This is a genomic window from Mesorhizobium sp. WSM4808, from assembly GCF_055811675.1.
In genome coordinates this window covers 90919-113293 of record NZ_JBVVQX010000014.1, presented here as the reverse complement: position 1 = coordinate 113293, position 22375 = coordinate 90919, and the positions used below count along the sequence as shown (strand labels likewise).

Sequence of the window (22375 nt, the reverse complement as noted above, 5' to 3'; positions counted from 1 at the left end):
CATGGCCATCTCCGAGGTAGCCGGACCCCTGCCTTTCGACTGGCGCCTCGCGGCAAGGCGTATCCTGCGATCTCCGGTGACGACGATTGTGATGATTGCTGCAGGGATATTGTGCGGCCTCTACTATCCAGACTTTGCCCATGCGATCAGCCCTGTCGCACAGCTCTACCTGAATTTCCTCAAGATGGTCGTCCTGCCCTATTTGGTCTCGTCGGTCATCTTCTCCATCACGGCAATGGTCCAGGATCCCAAATCGGTCCGCTACCTCGGCAAGGTAGGTATGGCCGTGCTGGTCGTGTCGTTCCTGAGCGTGCTGGTGAGCGGCACCTTGTCGTTGATCCTGCAGCCGGGCCAGATCGAGAATCCGCAGTCGCGCATCGAGCTTGGCGAGTTCATCAATTCGCAAGGCAGCGTGTCCACCGATCTCGCCTTCCCGTTCCAGCCGCCGCCCTCCAATGGCGACCCCAATGGCGGGCACTCGATCCTGCTCGACTTGGTGCCGAACAACGTCTTCAACGCGCTGGCCTCGGGCCAGACCATCCAGGTTTTGCTGTTCTGCCTGCTTTTCGGGCTCGCGATGGGAAAGATTCCCCAGCCTTCGTCCATGAGCCTGACCCAGGCGCTCAACGCGGTCTACCGGGCCTGCACGGTGCTCACCAACTGGTTCATCTGGGGGTTGCCCTTTGCAACCTTCATCCTGATCGCGGACCAGACCGCGTCGACCGGAACCAAGCCGCTCACGCTGATGGGCGGTTACCTGCTGGTGATGGGCCTTTCCTGCCTCATATTCGTCGCCGGGGCTTTTGCCATTATCGCCATCCGGTCGCGACGAAGCTACTGGACCACGATCAAGACCTGCCAGCCCCTTCTCATGGTGGCCATCACGACACGCTCTACGGTCGCCTCGCTGCCGTGGGTCATCAACCTTTTGAGCGAGCGCCTGCGGTTCAGCCTGGTGGTGGTCGAACTGCTCGTGCCGCTGCAGGCGGCATTGCTGCGTACAGGCCCAGCGCTGCTCTACACCTCGGGTGCGCTGTTCATCGCCCAGCTTTACGGCCACCAGCTTGCAGTCTCGGACCTCGTGCTCGTCGGCATCATCTCAGCGCTTCTCGCGCTCACCACCGGCGGCATGGGCAGCCTGCTCATCCTGTCCCAGATGTCCATCGTCTGCGGCTACCTGAAGCTTCCCTTCGAGGCGGCGTTCGTCCTGTTCGTCGCGGTGGATGCAGCCGTCGACACGTTCATGACGCTGGCCAGCGTCTGCACCGTCGCGGCGAGCACGGCAATGATCGCTCCCAGCCACAGGGAGACGACGCAGCCTGACGCCGCCTCGGACCAGCTCGAAGCCGAGCCTGTCAGATGATCGACGACAGCATCCGTCCCCAGCTCGGCATTATCGGCGGTCTTGGGCCGCTTGCTTCGGCTGATTTCTACTTCAAGCTGACCCGGATGACCCAGGCGCTCAGAGACAACGAACATGTGCCTGCGGTGATCCTCAGTGTCCCGCAGCTGCCCGACAGGACCGAAGCGATCCTTGCCGGCCATGACGGGCCGCTGGCGCCTTTGAAAGCCGCGGTCGCGACGCTCAATGCGCTCGGCGTCGCCCGCATCGCGATGCCGTGCAACACCGCCCACCATTGGTACGGCCAACTGGCGGCGAATTCGCACGCGGAAATCATCCATATCGGAGACGCTGTGGTGACGGAGACGCGTCGCAGCCTGGATCAGGGCCGGGTTGCTGTTCTCGCCACCCAAGGCACGCTGGTCTCCGGCTTCTATCAGGACAGGATGTCGGCAGCGGGATTTGAGCTCTGCCTTCCCGCGAACACCGAGTTTCAGGCCTGCGTCGACAGCGCGATCAGCCTCGTCAAGGCGGGTTCGATCGCGGATGCGGCGGTTGAAACCGAGCGCGCGCTCGACATCGCGCAAGCGGCCGGCGCCGATGCAGCCCTGCTCGGCTGCACCGAACTGTCGGTGGTGGCCGCCAGCCTCAACGATATCAATGGATTGGTCGTCATCGACAGCAATGCGGCCCTGGCGCGCGCCTGTCTGACACGGTTGGGCTTCGGTGCCCAGGAAGCCCGCGGCCTGCCGACCGTATCACGGCTGCCGGAACATGACCGATCGATGCGCGCCAGCTTGGCCGCACTGGCCTAGCCCTATGGATAGAACCTCATAGCATTTCGGAACCCGTCAGCCCTGGCGCGGCACGCCCTTGGCAAGCAGGTAGACGAGATACGGCCCGCCAAGCAGCGAAGCGAACAGGCCGGCGGGCAGTTCGTAGGGAAAGGCAGCCATGCGCGACAGCCAGTCCGAGACGATCATCAGCAGGGCGCCCAGAAGCATCGCTCCGGCGAGATGGACGCGGGCGCGGGAAAAGCCGACCAGACGGGCAAGGTGTGGCGCGATCAGGCCGACGAAGCTCAACGGTCCGACGACCATGGCGGCCAGCGCGGTGAGGAGCGCGGCAACGACGATCAGCATCAATCGTCCGCCGGCGACCGGCACGCCCAGCCCGCGTGCGCTGTCGGACCCGAGCGGCAGGATGTCGAGCCAGCGCGCGGCGAGGAACAGCGGCAATGTCAGCGGCAACAGACAGGCGAGTGCTAGCCCTGCATCGAGCGTCGACGCCTGGCCGGTCGAGCCGCTCAGCCAGCGCAACAGGATGTAGGACTGCGCGTTGCCCATGGCGATCGTCGCGGTGATCGCAGCGCTGCACAGCGCGCTCATGGCGATCCCGGCAAGCAGCAGCCGCTCGGCACCGAACTTTGCTCGTGCGGCAAGGGCCAGCATGGCAATCAAGGCCATCAGTGAGCCCAGGGCTGAGCCGGCGAGCTGCCAGCCGAGATCGGCCGTGGCGCTGACCATCAGCACGGCTGTCAGGCCGGCACCGGCGCCGGTGCCGACGCCAAGCACTTCGGGGCTCGCCAGCGGGTTGCCGGTGACCCGCTGGATGACGACGCCGGCGGCCGCGAGCATGGCGCCGGCGGCGGCCGCCACGCCGATCCGCGGCGCGCGCCACGCGGCGAGATCGGTTAACAGGTCTCCCCCAGCAATAGTCCAGCCGTCCGGACCGCGCCCGACGACAAGCGCCACGGTGGCAGCGACAAGCGCCAGCGCAAACAGAAGCAGGATGATCAGCCAGGGCCGGCTGGCCTTGCGCGGTGCGGTACCATTCGAACCGAGATGCGGCCACTCGAAAAGGCGCAGCCGCGGCAACAGCCACAGCAGCAGCGGACCGCCGAGCAGGGCGGTGCCGGCGCCGGTCGGAATGCGTTCGCCACCGGAACCGGCGGCCAGCTGTACCAGCCCGTCCGTCAGCCACAGCAGCACGGCGCCGATCAGCGGCGCGGCGATCAGTTTTTGGCGCAGTGTGCGGGCGCCCGAAAGCGTGGCCAGCGCCGGCGCTGCAAGACCGATGAACCCGATGACGCCAACCTCTGCCGCGACTGACGTCGCCATCCACACGGCAAGCGCGACGATGAGAAAGCGGCTTGAGTGACGGGCGACGCCCAGGCCGCGTGCCGAGGCATCGTCGAGACCAAGAATGGTCAGCGGCCGCAGCAGCATCAATGCGGCAACCGCGCCGGCCAACAGCCTGACCGTCAGCGCGATGGTCGGCTCCCAGTCCTGCTGGACCAGCGATCCGCCGCCCCAGATGAACAGCGAAAACAGGTAATCGCCATTGGCGAGGATCAGTGCTGCGCTGACGGAACTGGCGGTCAGCGCCACCATCATCCCGGCGAGCATGACCGACACCGGCTCCAGCCCGCGCCGCCAGGTCAATGCCAGCACCAGCAGCACCGCGGCGATGCCACCGGCGAAGGCGACCAGGCCCTGCGACCGCTCCATCAGCAGCGGTGCGTAAAGCGAGGCGATCGTCATGGCCAGTTGCGCACCAGCCGAAATACCGAGCGTCGACGGTTCGGTCAGCGGGTTGCGCAGCACATGCTGCAACAGCAGGCCGGACAGGCCGAGCACGGCGCCGGCCAGCACCGCCACGGCGGCGCGCGGCAACGTGCTGTAGAGCAGGATGACACGATCGAGATCAATGCCGTCGCCCGGCGGCGCGGCCGGCCACTGCATGCCGACCCGCCATGCGAACAGGAGCGCTGCCACAGCCGCGAGGAGGCCCCACAGGGCGATTGGCAACAGCGCGGCACTCGTCGTGGCGCGGTGGCCGACTGCGCGCTCAGCCATGGCTTTGCCCGGCAATAGCTGCCGTCGCCAGGCGCGCGAAGCGGCGTGCCGATGGCAGGCAGCCAAAGTGGTTGACCGGCTCCAGGACGGCAACGCGGTTCTGGCGCACCGCCGGCAGAGCGTTCCACAAGGCATTTGTCGGAAGCGAACGCCCGACATCCGCCGGCAGTGGCGAAACGATCAGGATCGACGCCTCGGGCACGCGCGCCAGCGCCTCCAGTCCGACGGGTGCCGCCGCGCTGTAGCTCGTCTCGTCGGTCCATGCATTGACCAGGCCGAGAAGCGTCAGCACATCGCCGAACATGGAGTCGCGGCCAAAGGCGCGAAAATGCCTGCTATCGCCTAGGCTGATGACGAAGACCGGGCGCCCGGAAGCGCGCGGCAAGGTGCCGCGCAGCCGCGCGATTTCATCAGCGGTCTCATCGGCGTAGCGCTCCGCCTCGGCCTGCCGTCCCAGCTTTTCGCCCAGAGCCAGTGTCGCTGCCTCGGCGAGCACATAAGGCGGCACGCCGGCCTCGTAGACCGTTTGCGCAAACACCGGCGCGATGCGTTCGAGCATCGGGCGCTGGTATTCGTAGAAATTGGAGATCACGATGACATCAGGCGCGACGATGCGCAGCAGCTCGTAATTGGGCGCGCCGCGCAGCCCGAGATCGGCCACCGATTGGGGCACTGCCGGCTCGACCGCGATCTTGCGAAACTGGATCAGTTCGGTCGCCGCCACCGGCTCGATGCCGAGTGCCAGCAACGTCTCCAGCATGCCCCAGTCGATCGCTGCAACGCGTGGTGTAGCAGCCCTGGCGGCGACCGGTGGCAGCAATGCCGCGGCCGCCAGCGCAAGCACCTGCCGTCTGTTGGGCAGATGGATCATCACTGGCTTGTTTGGCAAGCTGTAACCAAGTCGACTACCAAGTCGTATGCGCCTTCAGCTTGAACGAGCGGCCTTCGCCATAGGAACAGGTCAGCGTCGTCTGGCAGCTCGACACATAGGTCTTGTCGAAGAGGTTGGTGATGTTGAGATCGATCCCCCAATTCTCCTTCTCGTAGCCGAGCTTCAGGTCGGCCAGCGTGACCGCCGGCACTTTGGCCGTGTTCTCATTGTCGGCCCACGAAGAGCCAACATAACGCAGGCCGCCGCCGATCGAGATGCCGTCATACCAGTCGCCGCGGAACGTATAGTCGACCGAGGCGGAAGCCATGACTTCGGGCACGATGAAGGGCGTTTTGCCGATCACCGAGATACCGGTATCGTCCTTGAATGCGTCCACGTCCTTGAGGATCTTGATGTCGTATGCGGTGAATGCGCCCGTCACCCGGAAGTCCTCGGTGATGTTGACCTTGCCTTCGAGTTCGAGCCCCGCGAGCGCACTTCGCCGGTCTGGATCTGCGCGAATGCGTCAACGTTCGAAGCCACATTTTGACGGGTGAGGTCGAAGAGCGACACGGTGAACAGGCCATCGACAAAGGTCGGCACATATTTGACGCCAACCTCGTATTGCTGGCCTGTCTCCGGCTTGAACAAATCGCCGGTCGCAGTCGTGCCGATGATCGGGTTGAAGAAGGTGGCAAAACTGACATAGGGGGTGACGCCGTTGTCGAATTCATAGGCCAGCCCAGCTCGCCCGGAGAAGTCGCCGACGGTCTGGCTCAGATCAATGACCGGGAGACTGAATTTCTCCGTGTAATAGGTCGGGCGATTGTCGGCATCGAGCCAGCCGCGATCATATCGCCCATTCAGCGTCACCAGCCAGCCATCCCCGAAACGCAACTGGTCCTGCGCATAGAGGCCGAGCTGCTTCTGCGTCAGGTCCTGGTTCAGATAGCTGACGCGCGGCGTCAGCGGCGAACCGTAGACGGGGTCGAACCCATCGATTGGCGGAGTAAGCCCAAATTCCGCCGACGACTGCACCTGGTCGATGTTGTAATATTTGTAGTCGATGCCGGCCAGCAGCGTGTGTTCGACTGGCCCGGTCTCCACCTTGCCCTCGATCTGCAGGTCCGACAGGAATGTCATCGCGTCGGTGTCATGGTCGAAATTGATGCGATCCAGCGCAGTGGGGCTCGCTGCAGGATTCGTATCTCGGGACCAGCCGTTGGGATAGACGCTGACTTCGTTGATGGAAGCGGCACTAAATCGAGTGTTGGAGCGCACCGTCCAGTCATTGTCGAATGTGTGTTCGAACTCGTAGCCTATCGAGCCCTGTTCCCGCTTGTAGAGATCGACGCTCGGCTCGGTGAAATTCGCATCCGGGTCGATGCGGCCATAATTCACGCCGTCCACAATGTGGTCCGTCACCGTCCCGCTATAGGGCAGGAAGCTGCCGCCATTGTGGTTTTCGTCGATGTGGCTGTAATTGGCCAGGATGGTCAGCGTGGTTGCTTCGTCCGGCTTCCACGTAATACTTGGCGAGATGAAGCCGCGCCAGCCATTTTGCAGGTCGCTGTAGGTATCGCCGCCGGCGACTTTGCCCGTCATCCGGTAGCTGACCGCGCCATCCTTGGCCACGTCGCCAATGTCGAAGCCGAGATAGACATTGCCTGCGTCGTTGACGCCGGTCTCGACATAGCGCGTGCGTTCGAAGTCCGGCCGCTTGCTGACATAGTTGACCAGGCCACCGGGATTGCTGCCGCCATAGAGCACGGAGGCCGGGCCCTTCAGCACCTCGATGCGCTCAAGCCCGAAACTGTCTACATAAAAGCCGCCGAAGCCGTAGCTGAACAGCTGCAGCCCATCCATGTAGGTGCCGGTGGCCGTCGCCTGGAAACCCCGGATGTACAGCCAGTTGGTGTCGCTGTCGGGGCCGAAGGGCTGCGCGAAGACGCCGGCCGTGTAGCGCAAGGCTTCGTCGGCCTTCTGTGCGCCCTGGTCGTCGATCTCTTGACGGCCGACTACCGACACGGATTGCGGGATATCCTTGATGTCGGTCGCCGTCTTGGAGCCGGTCCTGCTTTTTTTGGCGACGACGCCTTTAACCGGTCCGGTCGCGCCGTCGCCGGCCTGGCCCTCGACCACCACCGGTTCAAGCTGGGTGCTGGTTTGCACCGACTGCGCGAACGCGGCCATTGGCGGGATCATAGCGGCTGCGGCGACGCTGGCCGCCAGAAGCGCCTTCATCCGGTAAGTTCTGCTCATCAGGAAAGTCCCCGCCTGTCGACATTGAGATACTTGATCATTTATCTCAACTTATCTGCGGGTCATTGGACGGAATTGGGCAGTTTGTCCATTCTTGTCCAAACGAGGGACATCACGGTGTGATGTTGCGGAAATGTCACTGGCGACTGGTGCTCCTCATCCAGGCGCCGGGTGTCACGCCGACAATCGACTTGAACACACGCGTCAGGTGCGCCTGGTCGAAAAAACCCGTTGCCTCGGCGATGTCGCCAAGTGAAGCGGCGTCACGCGCCATCATCGCCTTGGCCCTGTCGACCCGCGCTTGCATCTGCCAACGATGCGGCGGCACGCCCGTCGCCGCCTTGAAGGCATGACTCATCGCGGTTTCGGACAGGCCGGTCAGCGCGGCGAGATCGGCAAGCCGGATCCTGTCCAGGCAATGCGCGTCGATGTAGTCGGTGACGAGGCGCAGCTTGCGGCGCGAGAGCGGCGACCGTCGCCTGGCGGTATCAGGCTGGTCTATCTGGAACAGGCTTGCGAACAAGGCATTGAGCAAGCCCTCGCCATAGAGATCATGCAGAGGCCGGTCGTTGCCGCATTCGGCGGCAATCATGCCGGCAAGCATGGCGATCCGGTCGTCGCGAAACTGGAAGCGCGACATCCGCAAGGCCTCGTGGTCAAGGCTGCGGCCGAAGCGGCGCGTCAGCGCTGCGGCGTCGAAATGCAGGTCGAGATGCCGGATCCGCCGTAGCCCCTCGACCCGGCCGCGGATCGGCACGCCGGCCGGTATGTAGGCCATGGAAAAAGCCTGGTCGTGGCGGCGCAATTCGCCCTTGGCGCCTTCGACGAAGAAAGCGCCGTCGCCATCCACATCGAGCGCGACGAACAGCCGGGGGTCGGGAGAGACGTAATAGCCTTCGGCCTTGTCACCGCATGAGACATCCCAGAGGTCGGCGACCACGCCGTCCCAGACATGCCATTTCAGATCGCCAATGACTGAAAAGCCCTCAATCCGGCTTTCCATGCGCGCAACGAAGGTCAAGTCCTGTGATCCCAACCATAACATGATAAATCATGTTTATGCCCGGTTAGCGACCCCACCGCAAGTGCTTTGCGGCTGCTCGAAAATCGGCCGGAACCAATACCGCTGGGGCCGTCAGGCCTCAAACACTTTCGAGGTATGTCTCGATTTCGAAATCGCTGACATTGAGCGCGAACGTGTTCAATTCCTGGCGTTTGCAGGCAACGAAGGAGTCGCGCAGGATGGCTGGAAAAATCTCCGCCACATGCGTCCCGCTCTCGAAGGCGGCGATCGCGGATGCCCAGTCCGGCGGCAGCTTTGCCGGCGGGAGTCCCTGGCCGTCGGTGCCGATCGGATCGCCTGGCGATATTTGTCTTTCAATGCCCGTCAGTGCGGCGCCCAATATGGCCGCTAGCACCAGATAGGGATTGGCGTCGGCTCCCGAAACGCGATGCTCGATGCGGCGCGCACCGGTTGGCCCGCCGGGAATGCGGATCGCCACCATACGGTTCTCATAACCCCAGGCGACTGCGGTCGGCGCATAGGATCTCGGGCGCAGCCTGCGGTAGGAGTTGAAGTGCGGCGCGAACACCAGCGTGCTTTCGGCCATTGCCGCAAGCAGGCCGCCGACCGCATGGCGCATGGTCTCAGAACCCTGGTCGGTGCCGTCATCGAAGACGTTGCGCCCTTCGCCGTCGATCAGGCTGAAATGAACGTGAAAGCCGTTGCCTGCGCGGTCGCCATAGGGCTTAGCCATGAAGCAGGCGGCAAAGCCGTGCTTGCGGGCAATGCCCTTCACCGTGCGCTTGAACAGCACCGCATCGTCAGCCGCCCGCAAGGCGTCCGCGACATGGTTCAGATTGATTTCGAACTGACCGACGCCGTTTTCGGCGATGGCCGTGTCGACGGGAATGCCTTGCGTCCGGCAGGCCTCGTAGACGTCATGGATGAAGGATTCGAAGTCGTCGATCTCGTCGATCGACAGCGCCGCGTCGGAATCGAGACGGCGTCCGGTCACCGGGGAGACCGGTCCGACCGGCCGTTGCGATTGCGGATCGACGAGGTAGAATTCGAGTTCCGTTGCCGCGACCGGGGTCAGGCCCAAGGCCTTGTAGCGATCGAGGATGCGGGCCAGCGCCCGTCGCGGGTCGCCGAGATAGGGCGCGCCGCTTTCGTCGGCCAGCCAGAGCGGGACAAGCGCTGTCGGATGCGCCGTCCAGGCCACCGGCAGAATGCCGCGCCCCGTCCACTGGCACAGTCCGTCGGCATCGCCGGTCGAGAATACCAGCGTGTTGCCTTCGATGTCCTCGCCCCACACATCGAGCCCGATCAGCGAAAAAGGCATGCGCAGCTTGCCTTCCAGCGCCTTTCTTGCCTGCTCGACGGGAATGCGCTTGCCGCGCATGATGCCGTTGAGGTCGCACACCGCGGCTCTCAGGCTCTGGATGTCGGTCCTGCTGTCAAGCCAGTTCAAAACGTCCGCAATTGCATCGCTCAATTTATGACCTCTGGTTTTCGAAGGTGCCGCAACCTGACCGGCTGCACTGTCCCTGATAAAAATAGCTTGTGAGTTTTAGGAAAACAAACTTGGCTGTCGCCAAGCGCTTTTCCTTATTTTTTCAAGTCACTAGCTGGGATGTCGGGAGGCATTTCAAAACCAATTGCGCGATCTGCGATCGCAACATAGAGGCAAGAGGTCGGAAAGCCAAGTGGCATTCAAACTGTGGGTTAGTTTGAAATTCAACCTTCAAACAATCCCCTCGGAGTGTCATATTGTTGGCATGGGGCCGCTGACAGGCTGGGGTCAGAGCGGGCGAGGTGTGGCGATTGTGACTGATAACCACCCGAAGCGCCCGCGCCGCCAAGGCGAAAGCAGGAAAGATGAAGAACGGCGTTCTATTATCCGCTCACTGGTTGAGCTAGATCGGCCGGTTGCAGAGCTTGAAAAGCTTTTGGCGCCGCTTCCCTGGGACTATCCAACTGCGCTGGTCACGCTGACCTACGATCACATTCGAAGCGTTCTCTTGCGCTTTCTAGCCGGGAACCTCGAGGCGAAGGACGTCGAGGAATGGGCCGATCTTGTTGAAATGCGAGATGATATCGAGTTCGCAGAAGACCGGACGAAAGAGGTAGTCCATATGCTGTCCACGCCGCAAATCCACTTTCCTATCGACGGCCAGCTTGCGCGGCTTCTGCTATCGCCAATTTCGCACTGACTGACTACCGGCATTCGACGTTCTGGGTTCGCCACCGAGACAAAATGGCTGGGCCTTCGATCGAACAATTGTCGCCCGGCGATTCTAGCTTCTCATCTTCGAAAATCTCGCCTGCTGCAGGATGTGCGAGGCGCCTTCGTCGATGTCGCGCACGATGGCGGCGCGGGCGCGCTCGCCATCCTGAGCCTCGATCGCCGCTACGACTTCCTCGTGAAAGTCAATGTCGAGAATGGAGGCGAGGTCATCCTCGAACCCCGTGGCGAGATTCCTGAGAAACGGGCCGACCTGCATCCATACGGTCTCGATCAGGAAGATCATCTGCTCGTTGCCGCAATGGCGATAGATCGAGAATTTGAAGTCGTGGTTCTTGCGCAGATAATCGTCGATATCGCCCTTGCGAGCCGCCAATGTCAGTTCGGTGGCGTGGCGTCGGATCGTGCGCAGATTGTTGCCGTTGATGCGTGTTGTCGCCAGCTCGGTCGCCGAGCCTTCGAGGATAGTCCGCACCGCGGTCAATTGCGAAAACCGGTCGGCCGATATTGCCGGCACTTCGACGCTGCCGTTCGGCATTGGGCTGAGCGCCCGCAGCGCTTGCAGCCGCATGAAGGCGCTGCGCACCGGCATGTCGCTGGTGCCGAGTTCCCTTGCGAGTTTTCGCGATGTCAGCTTCTGGCCCGGCGTGAACTGGCCGGACATCAGTGCCCGCACAAGCTCAAGATAGACTTTTTCATGCAAGGGAACGGTGTCGACGGCGGTCAACCCGAATTGTGTTTTGTCGGCCATCGGCGGGGCGCTGCTTCATCGGTTCAGAAATCTGTGCGGCCGGCTGGTTTCGCCGCTGGGGATTCTGCGTGGCCGAGCCCGGCGAGAACGCCGAAGTCAGCGACTTATCAAGCACATGATAGACGCTTCGATCGTTGCGCGGCAAGCGACGCGTCGCGCCAAGGCTCACGGCTTGATTGTCAGGCACACGGCGTCTCTGCCACGCTGTGCAAAACGGTCATCACAAATCTTGACCTCGCATGCACTTGCACCTCTGGCCGCTGTCTGGCTTTTTGGGCTACCCATCGCAACGGAGTGATTCGCATCATGCCACTCGATTGCAAGGTTTCAAGGCAGTCTGCGGGTGGGTCGTGAAGCGCGCGCAATTGGCGAAGGAGACACAGGCATGGCCGAGTTCAAGAAGCCCGAAATCTCCGAGATGAGACCCAAGATCACCGTGATCGGCGTTGGCGGCGGCGGTGGCAATGCCGTCAACAACATGATCGCGGAGCAGCTTCAGGGCACTGAATTCATCGCCGCCAACACCGACGCCCAGGCGCTGACCATGTCGAAGGCGACGCGGCTGATCCAGCTTGGCGCCCACGTCACCGAAGGATTGGGCGCCGGATCGCTTCCCGAGATCGGCCGCGCCGCGGCCGAGGAATCGCTCGACGAGATCATGGACCATCTGGCCGGCACGCATATGTGTTTCGTCACCGCCGGCATGGGCGGCGGCACGGGAACCGGTGCGGCTCCAATCATCGCCCAGGCGGCGCGCAAGGCCGGCATCCTGACGGTGGGCGTCGTCACCAAGCCTTTCGCCTTCGAGGGCAGGCGCCGAATGCAGATGGCCGAAGAGGGCATCGAGCGGCTGCGCGAGAGCGCCGACACGGTGATCGTCATCCCGAACCAGAACCTGTTTCGGATCGCCGATGCCAAGACCACCTTCGCCGATGCGTTCGTCATTGCCGACCGGGTGCTCTATGCCGGCGTCAGCTGCATCACCGATCTCATCGTCAAGGAAGGCTTGATCAATCTCGACTTCGCCGACGTCAAATCGGTGATGCGCGACATGGGCCGCGCCATGATGGGCACCGGTGAGGCCTCCGGCGAGGGTCGGGCGATGAAGGCGGCCGAAGCCGCGATCGCCAACCCGCTGCTCGACGAAGTGTCGATGAAAGGCGCCAAGGGCGTGCTGGTCTCGATATCGGGCGGCAGGGACATGACCCTGTTCGAGGTCGACGAGGCCGCCACCCGCATCCGCGAAGAGGTCTACGAGGATGCCGACATCATCGTCGGCGCCATCTTCGACAAGGGCATGGAAGGCCGCTTCAGGGTCTCGGTGGTGGCGACGGGTCTCGACCGTGCGTTTGGGGTGGAGGATGCCGAAGCCGGCATCGCCCGCGACCACGCCGGTCAGCCGGCACGCACGCTTCAATAGGTCGTATCGCGCGTTTATCCTCGCCAGGAGATAATTTCTCGGGGGAGACATCGCTGAATAGCAATTGCATTGCCGACGGATCAGATTGACTGGCGCAACTATTGTGTTCAGCTGTATCGATCTCGGTACCGCTGCTGCTACAAGAATCCGTCATAGACGGCCATCTATACTGGCTACCCGTATCGTTCGAGCGACGAGAGGCGCGGCTTGGAATTCGACTTGAAAACCATCGAAGCGCTTGCGCCCGATCAGGCGTCGTTGAGCGCCGCGTCCAGGTTGACCAGGCAATCGAACTGGCCACGGCTCGAAAAGAGCGATCAACTGGGGCTCCTCTGGGGGGAATGCCAGGGTTCCGGCTCCAATCCCTACCGTGTGGTCGTCGACACCGGCGACCATGGCTACAAATGCACCTGTCCGTCGCGGAAATTTCCCTGCAAGCACACTTTGGCGCTGATGTGGATTGCAGCCACCACGCCGGCCAGTTTTACCGCCGCAGGCTCGACCCCGGAATGGGTGAATGATTGGCTCGGCCGCCGCAGGAAGGTCTCGCCGCAGCCGGCGGCGCAAGCGCCCGGTGCGGGAGGCAAGAGCATTGGCGAGGCCTCGCGCGACGACGAAAGCGCTGATGTCGAGGACGCCGCTGCGGTCGAGCGCCGCGAGGCAGCGCAGCGCAAGCGGACGCTGGATACGCAATCCGCGGTGTCGGCGGCGTTGGATGAGCTGGATCAATGGATCGCTGACCAGTTGCGGCTTGGCCTGGCCGGTTTTGTCGACAACAGCAGTGATCGTTGCCGCCGGATTGCGGCACGGCTGGTCGACATGAAGGCGACAGCGCTTGCCGGCCGCATCGACGAGATTCCGTCACGGCTGATGGGGCTGCGCAGCGAGGAGCGCCCGGACGCGGCGATCCGCGAACTCGGCAAGCTCGTGCTGGTGGCCAAGGCCTGGCGATCGACACCAGGCGACGCCGAACTGAGGCGGCTCGTATCGACGTCCGAAAGCCGTGAGCAGGTTCTGGCCAATCCCGATGCCAAACAGGTCGAAAGCGTCTGGGAGGTGCTTGGCGAGAAGATCGAGTCGCGCCGTGACGGTCTCGTCAGCCATTCGACCTGGCTCCTCGACCTGAAGAGCGCGAGCCCGCAATTTGCTCTCTTGCTCGACTATTTTCCGGCCTCGGCCGGTCGCCGGTCGAACGCCTTCACACCGGGCGACCGGTTCGATGCCAGGCTGGTCTTTTACCCGGCACGCCAGCCGCTGCGGGCCTTGGTGGCGGACCGCAAGGGCGACGTCTCGACAGGTGAGTGGCCCGATTTCGGCTTTCGCACAGCCGATCCGCTCGCGGCGCATGCTGCTCACCAGAACACAGCCCCTTGGCTCACCGATTGTCCTGTCATGCTGCCGCCCGGCGCGATCCTGCTGGACGATCGGGGCGCTGCCTGGTGGCAAGCCGCCGACGATCCGCATGGTATCGCCTTGCCGATTGCCGACACCGTCAATCCAACGCTGCTTGGGCTGGACCTTATGGCAACGGCAGCACTTTGGAATGGCAGCCGGCTTGACCTGCTGGCAGCGCAAAGCGGTTTCGGGAGGCTTGACTTGTCGTGAACGAGATCGAGCAGACCGGCCTGGCGGCCATGCGCGACTGCTGGATCACCGGCGGGACCACCTTCGACCTGGCTCCGGGCGCGTGGAAGGAGATCGCCGGCGGTGCCAGCCCCGACGAGCGCGAACGCCGGCTGCTGGCGATCGCCGCACAAGCTCTCGACATTGCCTTGCGGCCAGCCGCGCCGAAGACGCTGAAACGCCGCCCGCAATTGCCCGAACTCGCCTTGCCGATGCTGCCGGAACGGCTGCGGCCGCTCTTGCGAGCCGCGCTCAAGCATGCCGCCGACACAAGAAGCAAGTCGCGTGTGGTCACGCTCGTCGCCAGCCGCGGCTTCGTGCTGCATCCGATGGACTGGATGCCAGCCGCGTCGGATCAGAGCAGTCCGGACGTTTATGCACCCTGGGTCGACTGGCAGGCAGGCGCGGACGGCGAAAAACCTGCAAGCCAGGAGCATCTGACGGTGGAAAACTGGGATGACTTCTATCCCGCCGCACGCCGCACCGCGCTCGCCGATATGCGCCGCACCGCACCGGCTTCGGCTCGGCAACTGATCGAAACCAAGGCCTCCGGAGAGCCGGCGGAGATCAGGATTGCACTCGTCGACCTGTTGCGCTTCGGCCTGGGCGCCGATGACGTGCCATTCCTGAAGAGCCTCTCCGCCGATCGTTCCGGGAAGCTGCGCGAACTCGCTGGCCGGTTGCTGGCAAGATTGGGAGAGCACGGCTCGCCAGGCGATGGCGGGCCGGAAGCTCCGACGGCCGAACTCGCTGCCTTCATCGCTGAAGGCAAATCCGGCTTCATCCGCCGCCGCACCACCTACACGCCGGCAAAACTCAAATCGCCGGCGCAGGAAAGACGTCGCGCCGAACTGTTCGAGACCTGTAACCTGGTCGACCTCGCCACGCGCTTCGGCACCACCGAATCCGAGTTTATCGGGGCGTGGCAATTCGGCGCCGAGAGCAATGCCGATATCCTTGTTGCCCGAATGGTCGCCGCGTCGGGCAGCGACGCCGCGGTGACGCACATGGCGGATACGCTTGTCGCCGAAGGTGGCAAGCCCACACTCTTCGTCCTCCACCTCATGGCGCGTCTGGACAGCCGCAGGAAGCGTGTCCTGGTCAGGTCGATCCTGAAAGACACGCAACATCTCGGCGCGCTCAATCTGGCCGAGGGCCTCGAAGCAAGCTGGCTGGAATGGGCCGACCTGACAAACGGCCAGATGCTCCCGGCGCTTCGCTCCGCTGTTGCAGGAAACGATGACGCTGTGAAGCGAGGCGTCGACCAGCTTCTGGAAACTATGGGCTTTCTCGCCACGGCGGCGACGGCGGAGAAATTGATCGGAGACGTTGTTGCGGCCGGTATGGCGCCGGCGGCGCCGTCTCTCGGTCTTCTGCGGCTCAACGCGTCACTGGCCGAGCATCGAACCAACATATGATCAATCCGGAGAACAGCAAATGAACGCAGCCATCCGTCTTCCGGTCGAGCAGGCCTATGCCGCCGAATTGCAGGCGCTCTCGCGCAACGATGACCGGCAAAGGCCCGCCGGCTGGAGCCTGTCGCCCAAGGCCGTGTTGACCTACCTGCTCGGCGGAAAGGCTGACAACGGGACAGTGATAACGCCCAAATATGTCGGCCGGCGCCGGCTGATGGAAACCGCGGTCGCGACGCTCGCCACCGATCGCGCGCTGTTGCTGCTGGGTGTCCCCGGCACGGCCAAATCCTGGGTGTCGGAACATCTCGCCGCCGCCATCATGGGCGATTCGACCCTGATCGTGCAGTGCACGGCCGGCACCGACGAGAACCAGATCCGCTATGGCTGGAACTACGCGCAGCTTCTGGCAAAGGGCCCGAGCCAGGACGCGCTGGTGCCGACGCCGCTCTACCGCGCCATGCAGGACGGCAAGCTTTGCCGCCTCGAGGAGCTGACGCGCATGGGCTCCGATGTGCAGGACACGCTGATCACCGTGCTGTCCGAAAAGATGATGCCGATCCCGGAACTGAACACCTCGATCTACGCGCAGCGCGGCTTCAACATCATCGCCACCGCCAACAACCGCGACAAGGGCGTCAACGAGCTGTCCTCGGCGTTGAAGCGCCGCTTCAATGTCGTCGTACTGCCCTTGCCCGAAGACATGGCGGAGGAAGTGGCAATCGTCTCCAAGCGGGTCGGAGAGATGGCCGGCGGTCTCGACCTGCCGGTGCCGAAGAATGTCGGCGAGGAGATCGCGCGCGTGCTGACCATTTTTCGCGAGTTGCGCTCCGGCGCTACAGCCGACGGCAAGGTGACGTTGAAGACGCCGTCCGGTTCGCTGTCCACGGCCGAAGCCATTGCCACCATGGTCGGCGGCCTCAGCCAGGCGGCCTGGTTCGACAGCGGCAAGCTCGGCGCCGAAGGCCTTGCCGCCAGCCTCGTCGGCGCGATCGTCAAGGATCCGGTGCAGGACAAACTGGTGCTGGAAGAATATCTGGAAACCGTGCTCAAGAAGCGGCCAGACTATGCCGGCTACTACGCGGCCTTGAACGCGGCAATCTGACGCCATGGCGCTCAGCGACGTTTCCTATTTCGGCATACGCCATCACGGGCCCGGCTCCGCCGACAGCCTGGTGCAGGCGTTGCAGGAGTTGAAACCGGTCGCCGTGCTGATCGAAGGACCGGCCGACGCCAGCCCGCTGTTGCCGTTGCTCGCCCGCCCCGAAATGCAGCCGCCGGTGGCGCTGCTCTGCTATCCCGAAGACGATCCGGCCTCGACAAGCTTCTGGCCCTTCGCCGAATTCTCGCCGGAGTACCAGGCGACGCTCTGGGCCGTCGCCAACAACGCAGCAGTGCGCTTCATCGATTTGCCGTCGTCAGCCCGCACTGCGCCGATTGAGGCCGTGGGGGAAACCGAGAGCGATGGAACGGAACCCAACGTCGAGGCTGACTTGGCGCCGCATCTGCGGGACCCGATCGGAACGCTGGCACAAGCTGCCGGCTATGAAGATGGCGAAAGCTGGTGGTCTGATATCATCGAGCAGAACCCGCAGCCGGGTCCAATCTTCGCGGCAATAGCCGACGCGATGACGACGCTGCGGGACGGCGAAGGTCCGCTTGCGGCGTTTGAGGCGAAACGCGAAGCGCATATGCGGCTTGAGATCGCCGCCGCGCGAAAGGAATTCGATGGGCCGATCGCTATCGTTTGCGGTGCTTTCCATGTGCCGGCACTGCAGGCGACGCGACCGCTGAAGGAAGACCAGGCGCTACTCAAGGGGCTCGCCCGCCGCAAAAGCATGATGACCTGGGCGCCATGGACGGGGCCGCGCCTGGCGCTGGGCTTCGGTTATGGCGCCGGCGTTGTCGCGCCCGGCTGGTGCAAGCATCTGTGGCAGACGCGCGGGCAAGGCGACTCCTCGGTCCTGTGGCTGGCGAAGATCGCGGCGGTCCTGAGGGCGAAGGGGCACATGGTCTCGACCGCCTCGCTGATCGAAGCCGAACGGCTGGCCCGCACGCTGGCTGTGATCCGTGAGCGGCCAAAGCCCGGTTTCGAGGAATTGCGTGACGCCGCGATGCCGCCCTGTTCAACGGGGAAGCGCTGCTGTGGGCGCTGGTCGAAGCCGAATTGCTGCTGGGCGCCGATGTCGGTGAAATTCCGCCAGACACGCCGCTGGCGCCGCTGATCGAGGACCTGCAACGCAACCAGAAAGCAGCGCGGCTGAAGCCCGAGGCGCTGGAGCGCGAATTATCGGTCGATCTGCGCAGCGAGAGCGGGCTGTTTCGGTCGACCTTGCTGCACCGGCTGTCCGTGCTTGGCGTGCATTGGGGCAAACTCACCGACAGCGGCCGTAGCCGCGGCACCTTTCGCGAGCGTTGGACGCTGTCGTGGGAACCTGAATATGCCGTTCGACTGGTGGAGAACCTGGTCTACGGACCAACCATCGAAAAGGCGGCCAATGGCCGGCTGATCCAGATGATCGGCGCGGCAACGTCTCTTGATGCGATGGCCGCACTGGTCCAGGGCGCCATCACGGCAAACCTGTCGGAAGCGTCGATCGCCGGTCTCGCGGCCTTGGAGGACCGGGCAGCCCGCAGCAGCGAATGCCTGGAAATCCTGACATCGGTGCCGCCGCTCGCCGACATCATCCGCTATGGCGAGGCTCGCAAGACGGAAACCGCCCGTCTGTCCGGTCTGCTGGAGCGGCTGATCGTCGAAGGCGGGATCGCGCTCGCCTATGCCGCCCGCGACCTCGATGCCCAGGCATCCACGACGCTGGTCGGCGCCATGCGCAAGGCCGACGAAGCGATCAGTCTGGTCGAGCCTGAACAGGACGTGCTGGACGCCTGGCGCAATGGGCTGGCTGCGGTCCTCGATGGATCGCGCTCGACGGCGCTGGTGGCAGGCTGTGCCGCGCATCTGCTCTACGAAGCCGGCCATCTGTCAGCCGACGCGGCAACCGGTCTGATCGCACGACGTCTGTCTCCAGGAACGCCGGTCACCGAGGCTGCAGGGTTCTTCGAGGGTTTCTTCAGCACTGCCGGCCAACGGCTGATCTACGACGAGGGCCTGCGCGGTGCGGTGGATGCCTGGCTCGCATCCCTCGACGAAGACGCCTTCATTGCGCATCTGCCGTTGCTGCGCCGGGTCTTTTCGCATCTGGACTCGATGGAGCGGCGGCGGTTGATCGAAGCGGTGCTCGGCCGCGCCGCACGCCTGCCTGCCGGACTGACGCCGACTCCGGATGGCGGCGAAGCGTGGCGCCGCCATCTTGAACGGCTCGGACCCTTGCTGACGGGCGGGAGCGGCAATGGATGACGAGGCTGAAATGAGCGAGCCAATCCAGGCCGGCGACGGACGGGAGCGCCGCTGGCGCCTGGCGATCGGTGCCGATGAGGAAACCTCGTCAGCGCTGTCCGACACCGACAAGCGGCTTTCCGCGGCGCTCGATGCGCTTTACGGCGATGGTGCCGGCGATGCGGCTGCCGATCCGCGCAAGCGGCGCGGCGGCCTCGGCCGCTCGGCGCCAAGGGTGGCACAGTGGATGGGCGATATCAGATCGTTCTTTCCCGCACAGGTCGTCCAGATCGTCCAGAAGGATGCCTTCGAACGGCTCAACCTGAAGCAGATGCTGATGGAGCCGGAATTCCTCAAGGCGATCGAGGCCGACGTCAATCTCGTCGCCGACCTGATTTCGCTGCGCTCGGTCATGCCGGCCAAGACCAAGGACATTGCGCGTACGATCATCGCCGATATCGTCGCCAAGCTGATGCAGCGGCTGGAGCAGAAGACAGCCGAGGCGATCCGCGGCGCGGTCGACCGGTCGCAGCGCACCAACCGCCCACGTCAGCGCGACATCGACTGGCCGCGTACGATCTCAGCCAACCTTCGCCATTACCAGCCCGAGCACAAAACCATCGTGCCGGAGAAGCTGGTCGGCTTCATGCGCAAACAGCGAAGGCTGGTCGACCTGGATGAGGTGGTGCTGTGCGTCGACCAGTCGGGCTCGATGGCAAGCTCGGTGATCTACGCCTCCATCTTCGCCGCGGTGATGGCTTCCCTGCCGGTCGTGCGGACCAAGCTTGTCTGCTTCGACACGGCCATCGTCGATCTGACCGAGGAGCTCAGCGATCCTGTCGAAGTCCTGTTCGGCGTGCAACTGGGCGGCGGCACCGACATCAACCAGGCCGTGGCCTATTGCGCGGACCGCATCGAACGGCCGACCAAGTCGCATATGGTGCTGATCACCGACCTTTATGAGGGCGGCAACGGGCAGGAATTGCTGCAGCGGCTTGCTGCACTCGTTCGCTCCGGCGTCAACGTCGTGGTGCTCCTGGCGCTGACCGACCAGGGCAGGCCAGGTTATGACCCGAAGATGGCAGGCTCGGTGGCCGCCCTCGGTATTCCGGTCTTTGCCTGCACGCCGGATTTGTTTCCAGACATGATGGCGGCGGCATTGCGTCGGGAAGATATCGGCGCATGGGCGGCTGGCGCCGATATCAAGCTGGTTCGTGCCGAGGCCGAGACTCCGGAGTAAAACAGCCGTCGCCAGAGCTGCCAGGATGCTTCTGGCAGCTCTGGGAAAAATGGCTGGAGCTCAGCCGAACTTCGGGTCGAGGCTGCCCGACTTATAGCGCTTGGCCATTTCGGCGACCGGCAGCGGCTTGATCTTCTGCGCGTTGCCGGCGGTGCCGAACTGTTCGAAGCGCTCCTTGCAGAGCTTGCGCATGGCGGCCATGGCTGGTGTCAAATATTTGCGTGGATCGAACTCGCTCGGGTTCTCGGTCAGCACCTTGCGGATCGCGCCGGTCAACGCCATGCGGTTGTCGGTGTCGATGTTGATCTTGCGCACGCCGTGCTTGATGCCGCGCTGGATTTCCTCGACCGGCACGCCCCAGGTCGGCTTCATCTGGCCGCCATATTTGTTGATGATCTCCTGCAGGTCCTCGGGCACCGAGGACGAGCCGTGCATGACCAGATGCATGTTCGGCAGCCGGCGGTGGATCTCCTCAATGACGTTCATGGCCAGCACCGCGCCGTCGGGCTTGCGCGAGAATTTGTAGGCGCCATGGCTGGTGCCCATGGCAACCGCCAGCGCATCGACATGGGTGTCCTTGACGAACTCGACCGCCTGTTCCGGATCGGTCAAAAGCTGGTCGTGGCTGATGGCGCCTTCGACGCCGTGGCCGTCTTCCTGCTCGCCGCCGCCGCTCTCCAGCGAGCCGAGCACGCCGATCTCGCCTTCGACGGACACGCCGCCCCAATGCGCCATGTCGACGACGCGCTTGGTGATGCCGGAATTGTAGGCGTAGTCGGCCGGCGTCTTGCCGTCTTCCTTCAGCGACCCGTCCATCATGACCGAGGTGAAGCCGTACTGGATAGCGGTGACGCAGGTGGCTTCGTTGTTGCCATGGTCGAGATGCATGCAGACCGGAATGTCGGGATGGATTTCGACCAGCGCGTCGATCAGCTTGGCCAGCACCACGTCATTGGCATAGGCGCGGGCGCCGCGGCTGGCCTGCAGGATGACCGGCGACTTGGTCTCCTCGGCGGCCTCCATGATGGCGAGGCCCTGTTCCATATTGTTCATGTTGAAAGCGGGCACGCCGTAGCCGTATTCGGCGGCGTGGTCGAGCAATTGTCTCAGTGTTATGCGAGCCACCCAATAGTCTCCCGTATCTGGTTTCAAGCGCAACGTCGCGGGCCGGCCGGTTGCCGGTCGGCCCTTGATGCTTCTGGCGGGATTTCAACGGAACCGCAACCTTCAGAGCTCTTCTCGATCGCAATTCTTGTTGCAGGGCTGAAATCCGGCCGTTTTGGTGACTTAAGCCGCGATCAACTCCCGCGCCGCCAGGAGTTGCACGCAGGCGTTCGCCGCTTCCTTGCCCTTGACCGTGAAGTGCTCAAAGAAGAAGCGGTGGTGCTCGGCGCTGTCGTGGTAGTTGTGCGGGGTGAGCACCGCCGACAGCACCGGCACGCCGGTCGACAGCTGCACGTTCATCATGCCGTCGATGACAGCACTTGCGACGAATTCATGCCGGTAAATGCCGCCATTGACGACAAAAGCGGTGCCGAGGATCGCGGCATAGCGGCCGGTCTGGGCCAGGGTCTTGGCATGCAGGGGAATTTCATAGGCGCCCGGCACGTCGAAGATGTCGACAGTGAAGTGCTCGCCTCCGATGTCGGCCAGTTCCGTCTCGAAGGCCTGTACGCATTGGTCGACGATAGCGGCATGCCAGCGCGCGCGGATAACGGCGATGCGAGTCTTTTCGTAGTCTTTATGGGAATGCTGATTCATGGGTCCATCCTTCCGTTTCGAACCAGAATCAGGACGCACGATACGGATTAAGCCCGCGAAAAGCGGGCCGGCTTCCGTTCGTTCTCTTCCATCCGGACTGTAACCGTCGGCTCCGGAATCACACCGGATCTGCTGACCTTTCCGATTTTGCCGGAAAGCGCTCGCGGGCTCAGGCCGAAACCTTTACCGCCGGTGGGGACTTTCACCCCGCCCTGAGAACATTAACAGCTTTGTATGAAAGGGCAGGGCG

Annotated in this window: 17 protein-coding genes, 1 pseudogene and 1 riboswitch; of the genes and pseudogenes, 10 read left to right on the top strand and 8 right to left on the bottom strand. The window is 63.5% G+C overall.

Annotated features, from left to right (window positions below):
• Window position 1: 1 nt before the first annotated feature.
• Both AC0L2U_RS24150 and cuyB read left to right on the top strand, forming a co-directional pair.
• On the top strand, window positions 2-1363 hold the full coding sequence (locus tag AC0L2U_RS24150; protein ID WP_127268227.1) for a dicarboxylate/amino acid:cation symporter: 1362 nt from the start codon (window positions 2-4) through the stop codon (window positions 1361-1363).
• Window positions 1360-2157 (top strand): cysteate racemase, encoded by a 798-nt coding sequence (gene cuyB, locus AC0L2U_RS24145; RefSeq protein ID WP_473602752.1) that lies wholly within the window; start codon window positions 1360-1362, stop codon window positions 2155-2157. Before AC0L2U_RS24150 ends, cuyB begins: the two co-directional genes overlap by 4 nt.
• 36 nt (window positions 2158-2193) lie before the next feature.
• Here the strand turns inward: cuyB and fhuB are convergent, their stop codons facing one another.
• The 5 genes and pseudogenes from fhuB to AC0L2U_RS24120 all read right to left on the bottom strand — a co-directional run bounded on the left by fhuB (window position 2194) and on the right by AC0L2U_RS24120 (window position 9831).
• Window positions 2194-4200 (bottom strand): Fe(3+)-hydroxamate ABC transporter permease FhuB, encoded by a 2007-nt coding sequence (gene fhuB / locus AC0L2U_RS24140; protein WP_473602751.1) that lies wholly within the window; start codon window positions 4198-4200, stop codon window positions 2194-2196.
• The gene (locus tag AC0L2U_RS24135) at window positions 4193-5071 is read right to left on the bottom strand and encodes an ABC transporter substrate-binding protein (protein WP_128362926.1); all 879 of its coding nucleotides are present in this window, start codon (window positions 5069-5071) and stop codon (window positions 4193-4195) included. The genes fhuB and AC0L2U_RS24135 overlap by 8 nt, the downstream gene beginning before the upstream one ends.
• A 34-nt stretch (window positions 5072-5105) precedes the next feature.
• A pseudogene (locus AC0L2U_RS24130) lies at window positions 5106-7315 on the bottom strand (TonB-dependent siderophore receptor).
• A 154-nt stretch (window positions 7316-7469) separates the two neighbouring features.
• Complete coding sequence (locus AC0L2U_RS24125; protein WP_164748641.1) at window positions 7470-8354, bottom strand: helix-turn-helix domain-containing protein; 885 nt, start codon at window positions 8352-8354, stop codon at window positions 7470-7472.
• Between the two features lie 121 nt (window positions 8355-8475).
• Entirely contained in the window at window positions 8476-9831 is a 1356-nt protein-coding gene (locus AC0L2U_RS24120; protein ID WP_127268594.1) for a glutamine synthetase family protein, read from the bottom strand.
• A 211-nt stretch (window positions 9832-10042) separates the two neighbouring features.
• Here AC0L2U_RS24120 and AC0L2U_RS24115 point away from each other — a divergent pair, with 211 nt between their 5' ends.
• Window positions 10043-10549, top strand: a complete 507-nt coding sequence (locus tag AC0L2U_RS24115) for a hypothetical protein (protein ID WP_127811080.1) — start codon at window positions 10043-10045, stop codon at window positions 10547-10549.
• An 84-nt stretch (window positions 10550-10633) separates the two neighbouring features.
• On the opposite strand, the gene AC0L2U_RS24110 is transcribed toward AC0L2U_RS24115, so the two are convergent.
• Complete coding sequence (locus AC0L2U_RS24110) at window positions 10634-11332, bottom strand: GntR family transcriptional regulator (protein WP_127811079.1); 699 nt, start codon at window positions 11330-11332, stop codon at window positions 10634-10636.
• Between the two features lie 385 nt (window positions 11333-11717).
• Between AC0L2U_RS24110 and ftsZ the strand changes: the two genes are divergently transcribed.
• From ftsZ to AC0L2U_RS24075, 7 genes are all read left to right on the top strand, one after another.
• A complete protein-coding gene (ftsZ, locus tag AC0L2U_RS24105; RefSeq protein WP_127270104.1) occupies window positions 11718-12752 on the top strand; it encodes a cell division protein FtsZ in 1035 nt (344 codons plus the stop codon).
• Between the two features lie 219 nt (window positions 12753-12971).
• Complete coding sequence (locus AC0L2U_RS24100; RefSeq protein ID WP_245482764.1) at window positions 12972-14357, top strand: SWIM zinc finger family protein; 1386 nt, start codon at window positions 12972-12974, stop codon at window positions 14355-14357.
• Complete coding sequence (locus tag AC0L2U_RS24095) at window positions 14354-15793, top strand: DUF5691 domain-containing protein (RefSeq protein ID WP_127811077.1); 1440 nt, start codon at window positions 14354-14356, stop codon at window positions 15791-15793. The genes AC0L2U_RS24100 and AC0L2U_RS24095 overlap by 4 nt, the downstream gene beginning before the upstream one ends.
• Before the next feature lie 19 nt (window positions 15794-15812).
• A complete protein-coding gene (locus AC0L2U_RS24090; RefSeq protein ID WP_127398719.1) occupies window positions 15813-16892 on the top strand; it encodes an ATP-binding protein in 1080 nt (359 codons plus the stop codon).
• Window positions 16893-16896: 4 nt separating this feature from the next.
• Window positions 16897-18012 (top strand): DUF5682 family protein, encoded by a 1116-nt coding sequence (locus tag AC0L2U_RS24085; RefSeq protein WP_473602750.1) that lies wholly within the window; start codon window positions 16897-16899, stop codon window positions 18010-18012.
• Window positions 17955-19145, top strand: a complete 1191-nt coding sequence (locus AC0L2U_RS24080; RefSeq protein WP_473602749.1) for a DUF5682 family protein — start codon at window positions 17955-17957, stop codon at window positions 19143-19145. The genes AC0L2U_RS24085 and AC0L2U_RS24080 overlap by 58 nt, the downstream gene beginning before the upstream one ends.
• A complete protein-coding gene (locus AC0L2U_RS24075; protein WP_127270708.1) occupies window positions 19138-20364 on the top strand; it encodes a VWA domain-containing protein in 1227 nt (408 codons plus the stop codon). Before AC0L2U_RS24080 ends, AC0L2U_RS24075 begins: the two co-directional genes overlap by 8 nt.
• Window positions 20365-20424: 60 nt before the next feature.
• On the opposite strand, the gene fba is transcribed toward AC0L2U_RS24075, so the two are convergent.
• Together fba and AC0L2U_RS24065 are read right to left on the bottom strand one after the other, a co-directional pair.
• Window positions 20425-21489, bottom strand: coding sequence for a class II fructose-bisphosphate aldolase (gene fba / locus AC0L2U_RS24070; protein ID WP_013532928.1), 1065 nt, complete (start codon window positions 21487-21489; stop codon window positions 20425-20427).
• A 162-nt stretch (window positions 21490-21651) separates the two neighbouring features.
• On the bottom strand, window positions 21652-22125 hold the full coding sequence (locus tag AC0L2U_RS24065; protein ID WP_127397370.1) for a 6,7-dimethyl-8-ribityllumazine synthase: 474 nt from the start codon (window positions 22123-22125) through the stop codon (window positions 21652-21654).
• 76 nt (window positions 22126-22201) lie between these two features.
• Window positions 22202-22349, bottom strand: a riboswitch (FMN riboswitch).
• Window positions 22350-22375: the final 26 nt, after the last annotated feature.